Here is a 17462-nt window from a genome sequence, read left to right on the forward strand (position 1 = left end):
CCATCCCTCCTTTTTGCTTATAGAGATTGAATTGCGTTAATAATTGCAACGTTATAAACATCTTCAGCGATACAGCCACGAGAAAGATCAGAGACCGGTTTTGCCAATCCTTGTAGTAGTGGACCAAATGCTTCAAAGCCACCTAAACGTTGAGCAATTTTATAACCAATGTTTCCGGATTGTAGTTCAGGGAATACGAAGACGTTTGCTTGACCAGCAACTTCTGATCCAGGTGCTTTCTTGCTAGCAACTTCTGGTACTAATGCGGCATCAAATTGTAGCTCTCCATCTGAAGGAACATCTAGTTCATCTTTAGCCATTTCAGCAGCTTCTTGTACCTTTGTTACCATGTCACCTTTAGCTGAACCCTTAGTTGAGAAACTTAAGAATGCAACCTTTGGATCGATGTTGAATTGCTTAGCAGTGATTACACTTTGCTTAGCAACTTCAACCATCCCCTTAGCATCTAGTTCAATGTTGATGGCACAGTCAGCAAAGATGTATCGAGTGTCACCCTTTTGCATTAAGAATGAACCTGAAATACGACGCATACCTTCTTGAGTCTTAATGATTTGAAGAGCTGGTCTAACCGTATCTCCAGTAGCATGAGCCGCACCTGAAACCATTCCATCTGCTTTATCCATGTAAACTAACATAGTCCCGAAGTAGTTGGCATCCTTTAACCATTCAGATAATTGTTCACGTGTGTTCTTACCATTACGACGTTCCTCTAATGCATCTAGCATTTCTTCGAAGTCTTTTTCTGGGTAATTGTTAATATCGATAATTTCAACATTTGAAAGATTGAAGTCACCGGCGTTTTTCTTAATTTCCACTGGATCACCTAATAATACGGGGTGGATTAGTTTTTCATCAGCTAATCGACTAGCTGCTTCAATGATTCTAATGTCGTCTCCTTCTGGGAAAACGATTTTCTTGTTTAGCCCACTAATCTTTTCTTTTAATTCATCTAATAAACTCATATTTATTCCTCCTATTGGATTGTAACGTGTTCTGGTAGTTGCCAATCGATTGGCTTTTCTCCTAATGATTCTAATGCGATATTAGTCTTTGAAAATGGTTTTGAACCAAAGAAGCCACGATGCGCTGATAATGGACTTGGATGAGCTGATTCAATTACAATATTGGTCTTGGTATTAATCAAATTCACCTTATCTCTAGCCGCTCTCCCCCAAAGGATAAATACGACTGGTTCAGGACGTTGTGATAACTTTTCGATTGCAGAATCGGTTAGTTTTTCCCATCCCTTTGATTTGTGAGAAAATGCAATTCCATCTCTTACAGTCAACACAGAATTCAACAATAGAACTCCCTGTTTAGCCCACTTTTCGAGGTAGCCATGGTTAACCGGTTTGACTCCTAAATCACTTTCTAATTCTTTGTAGATATTTCGAAGCGAAGGTGGAACCTTCACACCTGGTAATACCGAAAAACTCAATCCATGTGCTTGATTTGGTTCGTGGTAAGGATCTTGTCCTAAAATAACCACTTTTACTTTTGAGAAAGGTGTCCATTCAAATGCTTCATAGATTTGATTAGCATTTGGATGAATCTCATGATTTTCATATTCTTCAACTAAAAATTTACGTAAATCTTGATAATACTCTTTTTCAAACTCTGGCTTCAATACATCCCACCAGTCATTGTGAATAAAAGGTTTCATTTATAACACCTCAATACAATTTTATCATATATACAATAAATTCACATCGCAAAAAAAGCGCCCCATTACGCGGGACGCTTATTTAGTAGTGTTTTAATACACGTGAGATTTCACGTTCTTGATCACGTTTCTTCATCGTTTCACGTTTATCATATTCATGCTTACCTTCAGCAACACCAATTAAAACCTTAGCAAAACCTTTTTTTAGGTACATTTTTAAGGGAACAATTGTCACTCCCTTTTTGTCTGTTTCTTTTGCTAATCGTTTGATTTCCTGCTTGTGTAATAGCAATTTACGATTTCTAAGTGGATCATGATTAAACTGATTACCTTGTTCATATTCACTAATGTGAACATTCATCAATGTCGCTTGACCATCTCTAATTTGGGCGAACCCATCTTTTAGATTAACCCGACTTGCACGAACAGACTTAATCTCAGTTCCAGTTAATGCAATTCCAGCTTCATAAGTTTGTAAGACACGGTAATCATGACGAGCTTTGCGATTTTGCGCAACCAAGTTATCGTCTTTATTAGTTGGCTTCTTCTTAACCATTATCAATCACCTCTCAACCAATTAATGTTTTGAATTGGAATGATTACGACCATTACGGTTGTTGTTTCTTGAATGGCGGTTGTTATTATTTCTACCAAACTTACCATTCTTGTTATCGTTTCTTCTATTGTTGTTACGACGATTACCATTGTTACGTCCACCACGACCGTGAGCACCATTACTGTGACTTTCGGCCTTTAGTTTAGACATTGGTGTGTCCTCAGGATTAACAATATCAAAATCAACAGCGCTTTGATCAACGTCTACGTTAACCACCTTAACACGAACTGGTTGCCCAATTCTGTAAGTACGGTGAGTATTTCTACCAACAAGTGCTAGGTATTTTTCAATGTATTCATAGTAATCATCCTTCATACGACTAATATGAACTAATCCTTCAACAGTGTTTTCAAGTTCAATAAACATACCAAACTTAAGAACAGAACTAACAGTTGCATCGAATTCTTCTCCGATATGATCTGCCATGTATTCAGCCTTCTTCATTGCATCAGTATCACGTTCTGCATCGATTGAGCGACGTTCTGCCTTTGATGAATGGTCTGAAATTTCTTCAAGTAATCCAGCATATTTAGCCTTTGATTCTTTGTTAATACCGTTATCTTCATAGTGATGAATTAAACGGTGAACAGTTGTATCTGGATATCTTCTAATTGGAGAAGTGAAATGAGTATAGAATTCAGCTCCTAGACCAAAGTGACCAAGTGGTTGGTCAGTATATCTAGCTTGCTTCAAACTTCTAAGCATCATAACTGATACGGCAGGTTCTTCTGGCTTACCGGCAACCTTCTTCAATACATTTTGTAATACCTTTGGTTTCAAGTGATCAGGATCACCTTTAACTTCAACACCGAATGCAGTTAGGAATTCGAAGAAGCTCTTAACACGTTCTCCATCTGGTGTTTCGTGAACACGGTAGATGAATGGTGCATGGGCTTTACAGTAATGTTCAGCAACAGTTTCATTAGCAGCTAACATAAATGATTCGATCATTCTTTCAGCAGTACCACGAACTCTTAACTTAATGTCAATTGGGTGACCAGTTTCATCAACAATGATTTCTGATTCGTTATCATCGAAGTCAATGGCACCGCGACGGCGGCGTTGTTTGTATAGAATCTTGTGTAGTTCGCCCATTTCTTCAAACATAGGAACTAAGTCTTTGTATCGTTCCATAGTATTTTCGTCATGCGCTTCTAAAATATCATTTACAGCCTTGTATGTCATTCTGGCTTTAGATCTCATCACACTTGGGTGAATACGATGGTTAACCACGTTTCCGGCTGGGTTGATTTCCATATCACAACTCATACATAGACGAAGTTCGCCTTCGTTCAATGAACAAATTCCGTTTGATAATCTTCTTGGAAGCATTGGGATAACTCTATCTGTTAGGTAAACAGAAGTGCCACGCTTGTATGCTTCTTCGTCTAAAAGACTACCTGGTTTTACGTAGTGAGAAACATCGGCAATGTGGACACCTAAGTGGTAGTTACCATTTGGTAATTTCCATACAGTAACGGCGTCATCCAAGTCCTTTGATGATTCTCCATCAATAGTAACTAGTGTTTGATCAGTAATGTCTTCTCGACCTTGCTTTTCTTCTTCACTAATTTCTTCTGGAATCGCGTCTGCTTCTTGCAATACGTCTTCTGGGAATTGAGCTGGAATATCGTGAGCGTATACGATTTGTAGGATGTCGATTCCTGGGTCATCAACGCTTCCGATTACTTCCTTAGCAATACCAACCATGTAATCTGGGTGGTCAGCATTTGGGTATTCAGTAATTTCAGCAGTAATTACTTCCCCTGGTGTGGGTTTTAGACCAACACCTGTAACGTAAAATTTGTAGTTAATAAGCTTCTTTTCTTTTAGCTTAACTTGTCCAACGTATCCATGATCGTCGTCAGTACGGGTGAATTCCCCAACTACTTGTTCGTAGTTTCTTTCAACTATGTTTACAACCTTACCTTCTGGACCTTTACCAGAATTTTGGTCGGCACGTCTTACGATTTCGATTTGAACAGTATCACCGTTCATTGCTTGTAGTGTGTTGTCAGGTGCGATGAATGCATCTTCTAGGTTTTCGTCATAGTTAACAAATCCGAACCCCTTTGGATTTGCATGAAAAGTTCCCTCGATTGTTTCACCTTGCACGTTTAACTTAAAATTGCCTGTTTCAGTAACCATAACTGTCTTTTCGCGTTCTAGCACAGCTAATGATTGGACAATTAGTTTAAATGCATTTGCACCATGGTATCCTAATTCATCGGCTAGTTCTTCTACTGAAAATTCGCGATTTGGGAATTTTTGCAGAACAGCATGAATTTCTTGTTTTAAACTATTATCTTCCACGATTTACTCCTTAAGTTTTAAATTTTCGATCTTAAATCAAATTCGATAACTCATATCTAGTATTCTAACATTTTTATACCGTCTATCCTAAACGGTTTTTTCGTTTTCACATAAAAAAAGCTCCTGTAAAAATTACAGGAGTCTTATCAACTAGTGTGATGATAACCAAACTAATCCTAATGCTGATGCAAAGAAAATAATCAATAATACAACTGTTACTTTTTGCATAAAGGCTTCAAAACCACGTGGCTTAGAATTGGCAAACAAATCATCAGCACCACCGGTTAAAGAAGACATTGCATCGTTGTTAGTCTTTGCTGGTTGCATCAAGACAGCGATGATAATTAATACACTGTCAATCCAAATTATATTCATTAAGAAATTATACAATTCGTTGCCTCCTACCTAAAATAGGTTTCATCTTTAACTTTATCTTTATTGTTTAGTTTATCATAATACCTTCTAACATGCCAATTAATCAAAATTTTAATTGTCTTTAATTGTCTAATGTTAGTTTTTCCACATGTGTATATACGTACCCACGGTTGTCGTAGTTCGTGGATATTTCAATGTTATCCCCCGCTTTAATGATTGTATCACCATCAGGGATAATATATTGTTCATTTCTTTTGATGGAACTAATCAAACAACCATCAGGCCAATTGATTGATTTAACAGCTTTACCATCCATGTATGATTTCAATTGAACTGAGAAATATAGATTGGTAAGTTGTCCACTTGTTGATAACTTTTGCGGACTTAGCATTTTTTGCAACATCTCATTGTAGATTGGACTACCACCCAATAAGTCGGTAACCTCATAAGCCACCAATGTGACAAATGCCAATGACATTAAATTTTGCAATGATCCAACCATTTCAGTAATAAGTAGAATGGCAGTAAACGGTGCCTTTCCAACGCAGGCAAAAAATCCACTCATTGAGATGATAATAAAATTAACAAAATAACTTTGGGGTAATACATCGAAGTAAATCAAAATCTCAGAATAAATTGCTCCTATCAATGCACCTAATGAAAGCATTGGTAAGAAAATTCCACCAGGTAATCCAGTTGAATAAGATAGTATCGACATCACAAAACGAATCAACAAGAACCATATCAATACAGTAATGGTTGGTGCTGTCTTGGCAATTGTTAGCACCATTGTACTCCCCCCACCAACTATTGTGGGTAAATACATTTCAAAAGGAATTACTAGGATAAATGGAATCAAAACCCAGACAATGTTTGGTACCCATAATAGCTTAGCGTACCAGTCATTTACGTGGAGTGTGGCATATTCATAAACCAATCCGCCAATCCCAATCACAATTCCTAACCCAATTAAGTATGGATAGATATGTAATGGAATCACATGTGAATAACTCATATGCAGTACTGGTATTTTACCGAAAACCGCAGTTGAAACGAAGTTCGCACTAATCGCAGCAGAAAGCGAAGTTAACCAGACTGATGTTGAAAAGTTATGATAGATTTCTTCTAGTACAAACAATGTACTGGCAATCGGTGCATTAAAGGCAGCTGATAAACCTGCAGCTGCTCCACCAGATATAATTGTTTTACGAGCTTGTTTCGTTTGTTTTAAGGTATCCGCTAATCCTTGAGCGGTAGCAGCACCTAATTGAATTGAAGGACCTTCCCGACCTAAAAATAGACCGCTAGAGATGGCAAGAACCCCACCGATGAACTTGTTACTTAAAACAGAAAACCATGAATAATCTAGTTCACCGTTTAATTGACCCTCAACCTGTGGAATCCCAGATCCTTTGATGTTTTTATCTCGTTTTACTAAGTAGTATACAAAAAAAGCAATTAATACATTCAAGATGATCAAAATAATCAGTACGGATAAATTTGTTCTTGCTAACTTGGCTAGTTTTAAAAATTCATTCGATAGCCATTCAATCGATACTCTGAATAAACTAACAACCATTCCGACTGCCAATCCAATCAATAAACCGTACAGCACTGATTTAAATCGTCTTAAATTATCACTTTGCAATATGTTCGCCTTCTTTTTATTGGTATAACAATCATACCACATAATTTTATGTACAAAAAAAGCATTGAAAAATTCAATGCTTTTTTGATAACAACTAGTTATTATTTGTTAATAACGTTGTTACGAGCTTCTTCAGTTAGGTTGTAGAATGAGTTAATACCCTTGTATTCTGCAACTGAAGCTAATTGATCTTCAATTCTCATTAGTTGGTTGTACTTAGCGATACGTTCGCCACGACTCATTGAACCAGTCTTAATTTGACCAGCATTTAGAGCAACAACTAAATCAGAAATTGTAGTATCTTCAGTTTCACCTGAACGGTGTGAGATAATAGCTGTGTAGTTAGCTTCCTTAGCCATTTCAACAGCATTTACAGTTTCTGTTAAAGTACCAATTTGGTTTAGCTTGATAAGGATTGCGTTAGCAACACCCATCTTAATACCCTTTTGTAGGTAATCAGTGTTAGTTACGAATAAATCGTCACCAACGATTTGAACTTTCTTACCTAGACGTTCAGTAGCCATTTGCCAATCTGCCCATTCGTTTTCATCCAATGGATCTTCGATTGAAATAATTGGGTACTTGTCAACTAATTGTTCTAGTAATGTAACAAATTCATCAGCAGAGTATGACTTACCATCACCTACTAAGTTGTACTTCTTAGTTTCTGCATCGTAGAATTCTGAAGCAGCACAGTCAAAGGCGATTGAAACGTCTTTACCTGGCTTGTAACCAGCACGTTGGATAGCTTCTACTAAGATTTCGAATGGTTCTTCGTTGTTCTTCAAGTCAGGAGCAAAACCACCTTCGTCACCTACGGCAGTTGAGTAACCTTTTTCGTTCAAGATAGCTTTTAGGTTGTGGAAAGTTTCTGAACCCATACGTACGGCTTCTTTAACTGTTTCAGCACCAACAGGCATAATCATGAATTCTTGGAAGTCAACTTTGTTGTTGGCATGCTTACCACCATTGATAACGTTCATCATTGGTGTTGGTAATACGTGTCCGTTGAAACCACCTAAGTAGTTGTATAAAGGAACACCTAGTTCATCGGCAGCAGCACGTGCAGCAGCTAATGAAACACCTAAAATAGCGTTGGCACCTAACTTACCCTTGTTAGGAGTACCATCTAATTTAATCATAGCTTCATCAATAGCAACTTGATCAGTTACATCGTAACCTACGATTTCCTTAGCGATAATGTTATTAACGTTGTTAACAGCCTTAGTAACACCTTTACCCATGAAACGGTTTTTATCACCGTCACGTAATTCAACGGCTTCGTGTTCACCAGTAGATGCACCTGAAGGAACGATACCGCGTCCCATTGCACCTGCTTCAGTATATAGTTCTACTTCAACTGTAGGATTTCCACGAGAATCTAGTACTTCTCGAGCATAAATATCTGAAATAATTGACATTTTATTCTCTCCTTAATGAAAGTTGTTACCTCGGAATCAAGGCTACTTTCATTTTATTATTTTACAGACTAAGTTTCAATAAAAAACTGTTCAATCTGTTAATTATTTTGGTAATTAACGATTTTGATGAATTCTTTGGCCTTCAAACTACTCTTTCCAGGCAAAACTCCATCAACATCATCTTGTTGCATAATTTCTGAAACATTTTTGGCATTAACGCTTCCACCGTAAACGATTCTAATCTGGTTTGCGATGTCATCACCATATAAATCTTTCAGTGTTTCACGAATTAGAAAACATGCTTCTTGAATTTCAGCACCACTGGCTGACTTCCCAGTTCCAATTGCCCAACTCGGTTCATAACCAATGACAACATTTTTAGCATCGTCTTCTGAAATCCCCTTAAATGCTTCAATGACAGGATTTACAACCCAGTTCATTTCGTCGTAGGTCTTTCTCTTAGCCATTGTTTCGTCACAACAAATAATTGGCACCATTTTATTAGCTAAAACGGCTTTTACCTTTTTGTTAATCATCTTATTGGTTTCGCCAAAGTATTTGCGACGTTCCGAATGACCTAACATAACATACTTAACACCCATATCAGCAAGAGCCATTGGACTTACTTCACCGGTATATGCACCTGAGTCTTTGTAGAAACAGTTTTGAGCGGCAGTTTTTAGATTTGTTTCTTCTTTACAAAATCTAGTTAATACATCCATGTAAATTGATGATGCAGCGATCGCACATTCGACGTCTTTAGGGTCTGGTAGTTTTCCTTTAACTGCATCTAAGAATTCTTCAACTTCATGTAATGTTAAATTCATTTTCCAATTTCCAACGATAAAAGGAGTTCTCATTTTTTACCTCCTATTCTTTTTAAACAGATTAATAAAAATCGCTATATATCAATGATATCACTAAATAATTAATATAAACAAATTGCACATCCGTTTTAATAAAAATTTCACTCCTTTTATTATACAAAAAAAAGACCCGATGTTATACATCGAATCTTAAAAAGATATTATTCTTATTTATCAGTAATAGCGGCGATACCTGGAAGAGTCTTACCTTCCATGTATTCTAGTGAAGCACCACCACCGGTTGAAACGTGTGATAGCTTGTCAGCTACACCTAGTTCGTTACATGCGGCAGTTGAGTCACCACCACCAACAACAGTAGTAGCGTCAGTTAAGTCACCTAAGAACTTACCAATAGCTAGAGTACCCTTAGCAAAGTTACTCATTTCAAATACACCCATAGGTCCGTTCCAAACTACAGTCTTAGCGTCTTTTAGAACGTTTTCGAATAGTTCGATACTCTTAGGACCAATGTCTAGTGCCATTTGGCCATCAGGAATGTTTTCACCAACTACTTGAGTAGGTGCATCATTGTTGAATTCTGGAGCAACAACTGAATCAACAGGTAGAACGATCTTGTCGCCACCCTTTGCAAGGATTTCCTTAGCTGTGTCAATCTTGTCCTTTTCAACTAATGAGTTACCAATAGTGAAGCCTTTAGCTGCGTAGAATGTGTAAGTCATTCCACCACCAATGATTATGTGGTCAGCCTTGTCTAATAGGTTATCGATAACACCAATCTTATCTGAAACCTTTGCACCACCTAAGATGGCAACAAATGGACGTTTAGGATTGTTAACGGCACCACCGATAAATTTAATTTCTTTTTCCATTAGGAAACCAGCGGCAACAGGCTTGTTTTCTGCTTCCATTGCACGTGCAATACCAACATTTGAAGCATGTTCACGGTGAGCAGTACCGAATGCATCATTTACGAAGCAGTCACCTAGTGAAGCCCAGTATTGACCTAACTTAGGATCATTACCAGATTCACGTTTTACATTTTCACCATTTACAACATCTTCAAAACGAGTGTTTTCAACAACAACAATATCACCATCATTCATGTTGTTGATAGCTTCTTCAAGTTTTGTACCTTCAGTTTCTGGAACGAAAGTAACTGGTTTATCAATTAGTTCAGAAAGCTTTGCAGCAACTGGACGTAATGATAGTTCTTTCTTGTCATCTTCAGTCTTGATACGACCAAGGTGAGAGAATAGAACTGCCTTTCCACCATGTTCGATTACGTATTTGATAGTTGGAATAGCACCAACGATACGACTTGTGTCACCAACAACACCGTCTTTAATAGGAACGTTGAAGTCGACACGCATTAAAACTTTTTTGCCTTTTAAATCTAAATCAGAAACAACTGTCTTAGCCAATCTAGATTACCTCCCAAAAATTATTTAAAATTGATGTAACAATTTCAATATACTTCATTTATTTCTTTATTTCAAAGAATTTTTAAGCAGAAAGTAATTGTTATAAAAAATGGAGGAGGCAATTGCCTCCTCCACCTTATGCCTTGCTAAATTATAATTTAGATTATAGTTGAGCGAAGTGTAGTAAAGTACGAACCATGTTGCAAGTGAAGCCCCATTCGTTATCGTACCATGACCATACCTTAACAAGTTGGTCATCACCAAAAGTAGTAACATCAGTTTGAGTAGCATCAAATACTGATCCGTGAGTATCACCAATGATATCACTTGAAACGATTGGTTCGTCATTGTAACCAAATGCTTCGTTACCTTCAGTGTGTTCTTTCATCTTAGCGTTAACTTCGTCAGCAGTAACGTTCTTCTTGTCAACGATAGCAGTTAATTCAGTTAATGAACCGTCAACGATACCAACACGTTGAGCCACACCGTTTAACTTACCGTCAAGTTCTGGAACAACAAGACCTAAGGCCTTAGCAGCACCAGTTGAGTGAGGAATAGTGTTAGTTGAAGCAGTACGGTTGTTTCTGAACTTCTTACCACGAGGGCCATCTAGGATAGCTTGAGTTGAAGTGAATGCGTGGATAGTAGTCATAGTACCAACTTTGATACCAAAGTCTTTGTTCAAGAAGTATGCTGTAGGAGCGATACTACTTGTAGTACATGAACCAGCTGAAACAATCTTGTCGTCAGCAGTTAGAGTATCCAAGTTAACACCAGGAACAACAGTCTTAATTTGACCAGCAGGTGCAGAGATTAGAACACGCTTTGCACCAGCGTCTAAGTGAGCTTGTGATTTTTCTTCTGAAGTGTAGAAACCAGTACATTCTAGTACAAAGTCAACACCATCATTTTTAACCCATGGTAGGTCAGCGGCATTGCGTTCAGCGTAAACTGGAACTTCCTTACCGTCAACAACGATTCCGTTATCAGTTGAAGTAACTTCACCTGGGAATTTACCATGTGTTGAATCATATTTTAATAAGTATGCAAGCATTGAAGGAGTTGTTAAATCATTAATAGCAGCAACTTCAATTTCGTCTGAGTTTAGTTCGTGGATACGTTTGAAAGCCAAACGACCAATACGACCAAAACCGTTAATACCAATTTTTACAGTCATAACTGTTTTCCTCCTAGAGAAATAAATTTGAGTACTACGTACGGATTAAATACTACTACTTTTTTACCGATCAGTCTATAATACATGCTCAGTAATTTTAAAAAAATAACCAGTACTAATTTGTAACAGTTATTTTCTGTATCAAATCCTTACACTCTAAGTATATCAGTGCTAATTTTAGTTTGCAAATCAATTACCTCAGTGTGTTTCTTGAATTTAACCCCTTTTTCATTTATAGTTTAATCTGTTGAAATGCATCTGTAGTGTAATGGATAGCACTAAAGATTCCGGTTCTTTCAATGGGGGTTCGATTCCCTCCAGATGCATTGGTGATTAAGTCAGGTGAAATCATTTGACCTTAATTGACCATTGAGATAAAATTAATATAATTCAAATTGAATTGAAAGCAAGGGAGGATAAAATTATGAATTTAGTCCCAACTGTCATTGAACAATCATCAAACGGTGAACGCGCATATGACATTTACTCAAGATTATTAAAAGACAGAATTATTATGTTATCTGGTCCAATTGAAGACAATATGGCAAACACCATCATTGCTCAATTATTATTCCTAGATGCACAAGATTCTGAAAAAGACATCTACTTATACATCAACTCACCTGGTGGTGTTGTAACAGCCGGTATGGCCATCTACGACACTATGCAATTCATCAAAGCTGATGTTCAAACTATCGTTATGGGTATGGCTGCATCAATGGCCAGTGTCTTGGCTTCTTCAGGTACTAAGGGTAAGCGTTTTGCTCTACCTCACTCTGAAGTATTGATTCACCAACCTTCTGGTGGTGCTCAAGGTCAACAAACTGAAATTGCTATTGCTGCTGAATCAATCTTAAAGACTAGAAAGATGATCAACGAAATCTTAGCTCAAAACTCAGGTCAATCAATTGAAAAGGTTAACCTAGACACTGAACGTGATAAGTACTTAAGCGCTCAAGAAGCTGTAGACTACGGATTAATTGATAGCATCATGACTAACAGTTCTGAAAGAAAATAATCAGATAATAAAAAAGACGTTAACTTAAGTTAACGTCTTTTTTTGTGCCATTTTATGAAACGGCTTCTTCTCTAATTTTATCTGCAAATTCATTAATCTTTCTTAGACGGTGATTAATTCCAGACTTAGAAATCGCTCCACTTGGCAATGATTCACTTAATTCCTTCAAACTAACCTCTGGCATCTTCATTCTTGTGATAGCCACTTCATATAACTTTTCAGGTAACTTGTCCAATCCAACTGTGTCATCAATGAACTGAATGTTAGAAATTTGTTTAGTAGAAGCATTAGCAACCTTGTTCATATTAGCATTTTCGCAATTTACCAATCTATTCACAGAATTCCTCATATCACGCATAATTCTAACGTCTTCGAATTTTAACATCGCATTAGTTGCACCAATTAATTGTAAAAAGTTAGCAATCTTTTCGGCTTCCTTTAAGTATGTGATGTACCCACTTCTTCGGTCAGTAGTTCTTGAATTCAATTCATATTTATTCATCATTTCTGAAATCATATCATTATGTTCTTCGTACAATGAATAAATTTCTAGATGATATCTGGAAGTTTCTGGATTATTCACGGAACCACCAGCTAAAAAGGCCCCTCTTAGATATGATCTCACTTGAGAATCATCTTTTAATAATTCGATTGGCACTCTTTCTACGATTTGATAATTATCAAAAATCCCTAAATCATCTAAGATTTCTTGAGCCTGATTAGAAATCCTTACGACGTAAACATTGTTCTTGTTTAACTTCATTTTCTTTCTAACAACAAGCTTACTTTCCACCTCATAAAACTCTAAAATCAACTTATAGATACGACGAGCAATGGCTGGATTTTCGGTTTGAATATTTAAAATAATTTTACGATTAGCTAACGAAATCGATCCATTCATTCGAATCAACGCCATTAGTTCTGCTTTGGCGTTTTCCTTATGAACTTCTAAAGTCGTTAGCTCTTTTTTTACGTCACTTGCATACGACATGTTTAATCATCCTATCTTTTTGAAACCAGTTTGAATAATGTGTCAGCAACTTTTTTTCCGTCATGGAATGCACCTTGATGACTTAACATTAAGAAGTCATCATAAATGCATTTACATCCCATTGCCTTAATTGCTTTTTGATCGTGCTTAACTGGACTTTCAATCTCGTTAAACACCTTTCGATTAATTAAATCAGTATCAACTGGTTGTTTGTTTACGATTACGACATCAATGAAGTTCGACTTCATATGACGATTCAAAACTTCGACGTGCTGAGCGTCTGAAAAATGGTCAGTCTCTCCCTTTTGGGTCATGATATTACAAATGTATACAACCTGTGCTTCAGACGCTAAAACGGCCTCTCCTAGGTTTTTAATCATTAGGTTTGGCAAGATGCTGGTAAATAGACTTCCCGGTCCTAAAATAATTTGGTCAGCCGTTAAAATAGCATCAATGACCTTTTGATTGGTATGCGGTATTTCGTTGGGGTTATCACTAGATTCTACCCAAACACGACTTATCTTTTTATTCGCATAAGTGATTTCATATTCACCAGTCATTGTAGAACCATCATCAAATTCAGCACACAGTTGTAACTTTTCATTAGTTGCTGGATAAATTTTACCAGTGATTTCCATCATCTGACTTAATGCTTCAACGGCAACATTCACGTCACCCTTCATTTCTGTCATTGCGGCAATAATTAAATTGCCCAAAGAATGTTCAGACAAGAAATGATCGCCTTTTTTAAATCGATATTGAAATAAATCTAGTTTATCCTTTGTCAAATTAGACAACGATACTAAGACATTTCTAATATCTCCAGGAGGAACAATATTAATTTCATTGCGCAAACGACCTGATGATCCACCATCATCTGATATGTTAACAATCGCTTTTATGTTGACATTTTTACTTTTTAAATTATTTAAGATAACTGGAAGACCAGTTCCGCCTCCGATTACGACAACATTTTTTCTTGATTGATTGTCTTTCATCAAATCGTTTCCTCCTTTCAATTTTTTTAACTAAGAAAGTATAACACACATACCCGGGCGTGTCATTTCAAAAGAAAATAAAAAAGCGTGATAACACGCCTTTTTTTATTTTCTAGCTTCTTTTGTTCGTTTTGTATCACGTTCTAATACTGGCTTTAGATATTGTCCGGTATAACTTTCTTCGACCTTTACAATTTCCTCAGGAGTCCCGGTAGCAATGATTTCACCACCGCCATCTCCTCCTTCTGGTCCTAAGTCGATAATGTGGTCAGCTGTTTTAATTACGTCCAAATTATGTTCGATAATTAATACAGTATTGCCTTGTTCTACCAATTCATGTAAAACCACTAGCAAGCGGTTAATATCATCGGTGTGTAACCCAATGGTTGGTTCGTCTAAGATATACAAATTATTTCCGGCAGATTTCTTGTATAATTCAGAAGCTAACTTCATTCTTTGTGCTTCCCCACCAGACAAAGTTGTTGCTGATTGACCTAATTGAACATAGCCCAATCCGACTTCATCAATAGTTTCTAATTTCCTAGTAATCTTTGGAATCGATGAGAAGAAATCTAATGCTTGATCAACTGTCATATCCAAGACATCAGAAATATTCTTGCCCTTGTATTCAACTTCTAGTGTTTCGGCGTTATAGCGTTTACCATGGCAAACTTCACAAGGTACATAAACATCTGGTAGGAAATTCATTTCAATTTTTAGAATTCCGTCTCCATGACAAGTCTCACAACGACCACCTTTAACATTAAAACTGAAACGACCTTTTTGGTAACCACGAAGTTTAGCTTCATTAGTCTCAGCAAACAATGTTCTAATGTCATCGAAAACCCCAGTATAAGTTGCCGGATTACTACGAGGAGTCCTTCCAATTGGACTTTGATCAATATTAATTAGCTTATCAATGTTCTTGTAACCAGAAATTGATTTATATTTACCTGGTTTTTCTGAGTTATGATTTATTTTTTGTGCGATTGAACGCTTAACGATACGATTAATCAAAGTTGATTTACCGGAACCTGAAACCCCGGTCACTACATTAAATTCACCTAATGGAATTTCGGCTGTTACGTTCTTTAAGTTATTTTCAGCAGCTCCAGTAACCTTAATTTTCTTACCATTACCCTTACGACGCTTCAAAGGAACCGGAACAAATTTCTTACCTGATAAGTATTGTCCAGTTAGTGATTTGTCGTTTTGAGCTACTTCGTCGGGAGTTCCAACAGCCATCACTTCACCACCGTTAGTTCCAGCGCCAGGTCCAATATCAACGATGTAATCAGCCGAACGTTGAGTGTCTTCACCATGTTCTACAACAACTAAGGTATTACCCAAGTCACGCATTGATTTTAGTGAAGAAATTAAACGATCGTTATCACGTTGATGTAACCCAATTGATGGTTCATCTAATACATAGAGCACCCCTGATAGATTTGAACCAATTTGAGTAGCTAATCTAATTCTTTGTGATTCACCACCAGATAATGTTCCAGCAGTTCTAGATAGAGTTAAGTAATCCAATCCAACATTCTTCAAGAAAGTTAATCTATCGATAATCTCTTTTAGAATTGGTTTGGCCACAACGCTATCCTTTTCACCGAACTTCAATTGAGAGAAGAAATTTAGTTCTTTAACAACGTCTAGGTCGGTAGCTTCACTGATGTTTAGTCCGTCGACCTTCACACTTAGTGCTTCCTTGTTTAAACGGAAACCGTGACAGGTTTGACATGTTAATTCTGTCATATATAGACGCATTTGGTCTCTGGTGAAGTCACTGTTAGTTTCCTTGTAACGACGGTCAATGTTATTAATAACCCCTTCAAAAGGTGCATCGGTGTCTCTAATGCCACCAAAGTTACTATTGAAGTGGAAGTGGAATTCTTTACCGTTTGAACCGTATAAAATTAGGTCTCGTTGCTTCTTAGGAAGTTTTTTAAATGGAGTATCCATATCGATACCAAATGCTTCACAGGCTTGTTCTAGTAAACTTGGGTAGAATTTAGAACTAATTGGATTCCAGGGCTCGATTGCTCCTTCGTTTAATGTTTTATCTTTATCAGGAACAACTAAACTTTCATCCACTTCTAGTTTCATCCCTAGCCCATCACAGCTTGGACAAGCCCCAATTGGTGAGTTAAATGAGAATAAACGTGGTTCCAATTCACTAACTGTGAATCCACAAAGTGGACATGCGTAGTGTTCAGAGAAAATTAAGTTGTCACCTTTCCCCATTAAATCAGCAACGGCATAGCCTTCGCTTAATCTCAAAGCGGTTTCAAGCGAGTCCGATAATCGTGACTTAATTCCATCTTTAACGATAATTCTATCGACCACGATTTCGATGTCATGATATTTATTCTTGTCTAGTTGAACGTCATCTTCGATTTCGTGGACTTCACCGTCAACACGATATCTAACGAAACCTTCTCGTTTAATCTTATCAATAATTTTCTTATGTTGACCACGTTGTTGTCTAACCACTGGTGATAAGATTTGAAGTTTTGTTCTTTCTGGAAGAGCAAGTACTTCATCAATCATTTGATCGATTGATTGTCTAGTAATCTTAGTTCCGTCGTTTGGACAAATAGGAGTCCCAACACGTGCCCACAGCAATCTAAAATAGTCGTTAATTTCAGTAACAGTTCCAACTGTTGATCGTGGATTCTTGGAAGTAGTTTTTTGGTCAATCGCAATTGCTGGACTTAATCCTTCGATTGAATCAACATCTGGCTTATCCATTTGCCCCAAGAATTGACGTGCGTATGAAGACAAACTTTCTACGTATCGACGTTGCCCTTCAGCATATAGTGTATCGAATGCCAATGAACTCTTTCCTGAACCTGATAAACCAGTCATAACAGTCAATTTATTCTTAGGAATTTCAACACTGATGTCTTTTAAGTTATGTGCTCTTGCACCTTTAATGACAATTTTATCGTTTTGCAAGTTTTTGCCCCC

14 protein-coding genes and 1 tRNA gene are annotated in these 17462 nt (G+C 37.1%); 2 read left to right on the forward strand and 13 right to left on the reverse strand.

Annotated features, from left to right (window positions below; all coding sequences use genetic code 11):
• Positions 1-17: 17 nt before the first annotated feature.
• The 10 genes from pta to gap all read right to left on the reverse strand — a co-directional run bounded on the left by pta (position 18) and on the right by gap (position 11482).
• Positions 18-983 carry a phosphate acetyltransferase gene (gene pta, locus FD688_RS03605; protein ID WP_138741829.1) on the reverse strand — a complete coding sequence of 322 codons (966 nt, stop codon included), beginning with the start codon at positions 981-983 and terminating at the stop codon, positions 18-20.
• A gap of 11 nt (positions 984-994) precedes the next feature.
• Positions 995-1684, reverse strand: coding sequence for a uracil-DNA glycosylase (locus FD688_RS03610; RefSeq protein WP_138741830.1), 690 nt, complete (start codon positions 1682-1684; stop codon positions 995-997).
• Positions 1685-1766: 82 nt separating this feature from the next.
• Positions 1767-2240: an SsrA-binding protein SmpB gene (gene smpB / locus FD688_RS03615; protein WP_041152547.1), complete on the reverse strand. Its 474-nt coding sequence runs from the start codon at positions 2238-2240 to the stop codon at positions 1767-1769.
• A gap of 21 nt (positions 2241-2261) precedes the next feature.
• A complete protein-coding gene (gene rnr, locus FD688_RS03620; protein WP_138741831.1) occupies positions 2262-4613 on the reverse strand; it encodes a ribonuclease R in 2352 nt (783 codons plus the stop codon).
• 150 nt (positions 4614-4763) lie between these two features.
• Positions 4764-5003, reverse strand: coding sequence for a preprotein translocase subunit SecG (gene secG / locus FD688_RS03625; protein ID WP_034531960.1), 240 nt, complete (start codon positions 5001-5003; stop codon positions 4764-4766).
• 106 nt (positions 5004-5109) lie between these two features.
• Complete coding sequence (locus FD688_RS03630; RefSeq protein WP_225426099.1) at positions 5110-6636, reverse strand: ClC family H(+)/Cl(-) exchange transporter; 1527 nt, start codon at positions 6634-6636, stop codon at positions 5110-5112.
• Positions 6637-6737: 101 nt separating this feature from the next.
• Entirely contained in the window at positions 6738-8057 is a 1320-nt protein-coding gene (gene eno / locus FD688_RS03635) for a phosphopyruvate hydratase (protein WP_034531957.1), read from the reverse strand.
• Positions 8058-8155: 98 nt separating this feature from the next.
• The gene (tpiA, locus tag FD688_RS03640) at positions 8156-8917 is read right to left on the reverse strand and encodes a triose-phosphate isomerase (RefSeq protein ID WP_138741833.1); all 762 of its coding nucleotides are present in this window, start codon (positions 8915-8917) and stop codon (positions 8156-8158) included.
• Positions 8918-9090: 173 nt separating this feature from the next.
• Complete coding sequence (locus FD688_RS03645; protein ID WP_138741834.1) at positions 9091-10305, reverse strand: phosphoglycerate kinase; 1215 nt, start codon at positions 10303-10305, stop codon at positions 9091-9093.
• Positions 10306-10468: 163 nt separating this feature from the next.
• Complete coding sequence (gene gap, locus FD688_RS03650) at positions 10469-11482, reverse strand: type I glyceraldehyde-3-phosphate dehydrogenase (RefSeq protein ID WP_054604631.1); 1014 nt, start codon at positions 11480-11482, stop codon at positions 10469-10471.
• Positions 11483-11736: 254 nt separating this feature from the next.
• Here gap and FD688_RS03655 point away from each other — a divergent pair.
• Positions 11737-11808, forward strand: a tRNA-Arg gene (locus FD688_RS03655).
• Between the two features lie 98 nt (positions 11809-11906).
• On the forward strand, positions 11907-12500 hold the full coding sequence (gene clpP, locus FD688_RS03660) for an ATP-dependent Clp endopeptidase proteolytic subunit ClpP (RefSeq protein WP_034531950.1): 594 nt from the start codon (positions 11907-11909) through the stop codon (positions 12498-12500).
• Between the two features lie 52 nt (positions 12501-12552).
• Here clpP and whiA read toward each other — a convergent pair whose 3' ends face one another.
• The 3 genes from whiA to uvrA form a co-directional block, all read right to left on the reverse strand.
• Entirely contained in the window at positions 12553-13491 is a 939-nt protein-coding gene (gene whiA / locus FD688_RS03665) for a DNA-binding protein WhiA (protein ID WP_138741835.1), read from the reverse strand.
• An 11-nt stretch (positions 13492-13502) separates the two neighbouring features.
• A complete protein-coding gene (locus FD688_RS03670) occupies positions 13503-14489 on the reverse strand; it encodes a gluconeogenesis factor YvcK family protein (protein ID WP_138741888.1) in 987 nt (328 codons plus the stop codon).
• Positions 14490-14594: 105 nt separating this feature from the next.
• Positions 14595-17450 (reverse strand): excinuclease ABC subunit UvrA, encoded by a 2856-nt coding sequence (uvrA, locus tag FD688_RS03675; protein ID WP_138741836.1) that lies wholly within the window; start codon positions 17448-17450, stop codon positions 14595-14597.
• Positions 17451-17462 lie beyond the last annotated feature (12 nt).

Origin of the sequence: Apilactobacillus kunkeei, from assembly GCF_005930975.1 — a bacterium.
Classification (GTDB): domain Bacteria; phylum Bacillota; class Bacilli; order Lactobacillales; family Lactobacillaceae; genus Apilactobacillus; species Apilactobacillus kunkeei_E.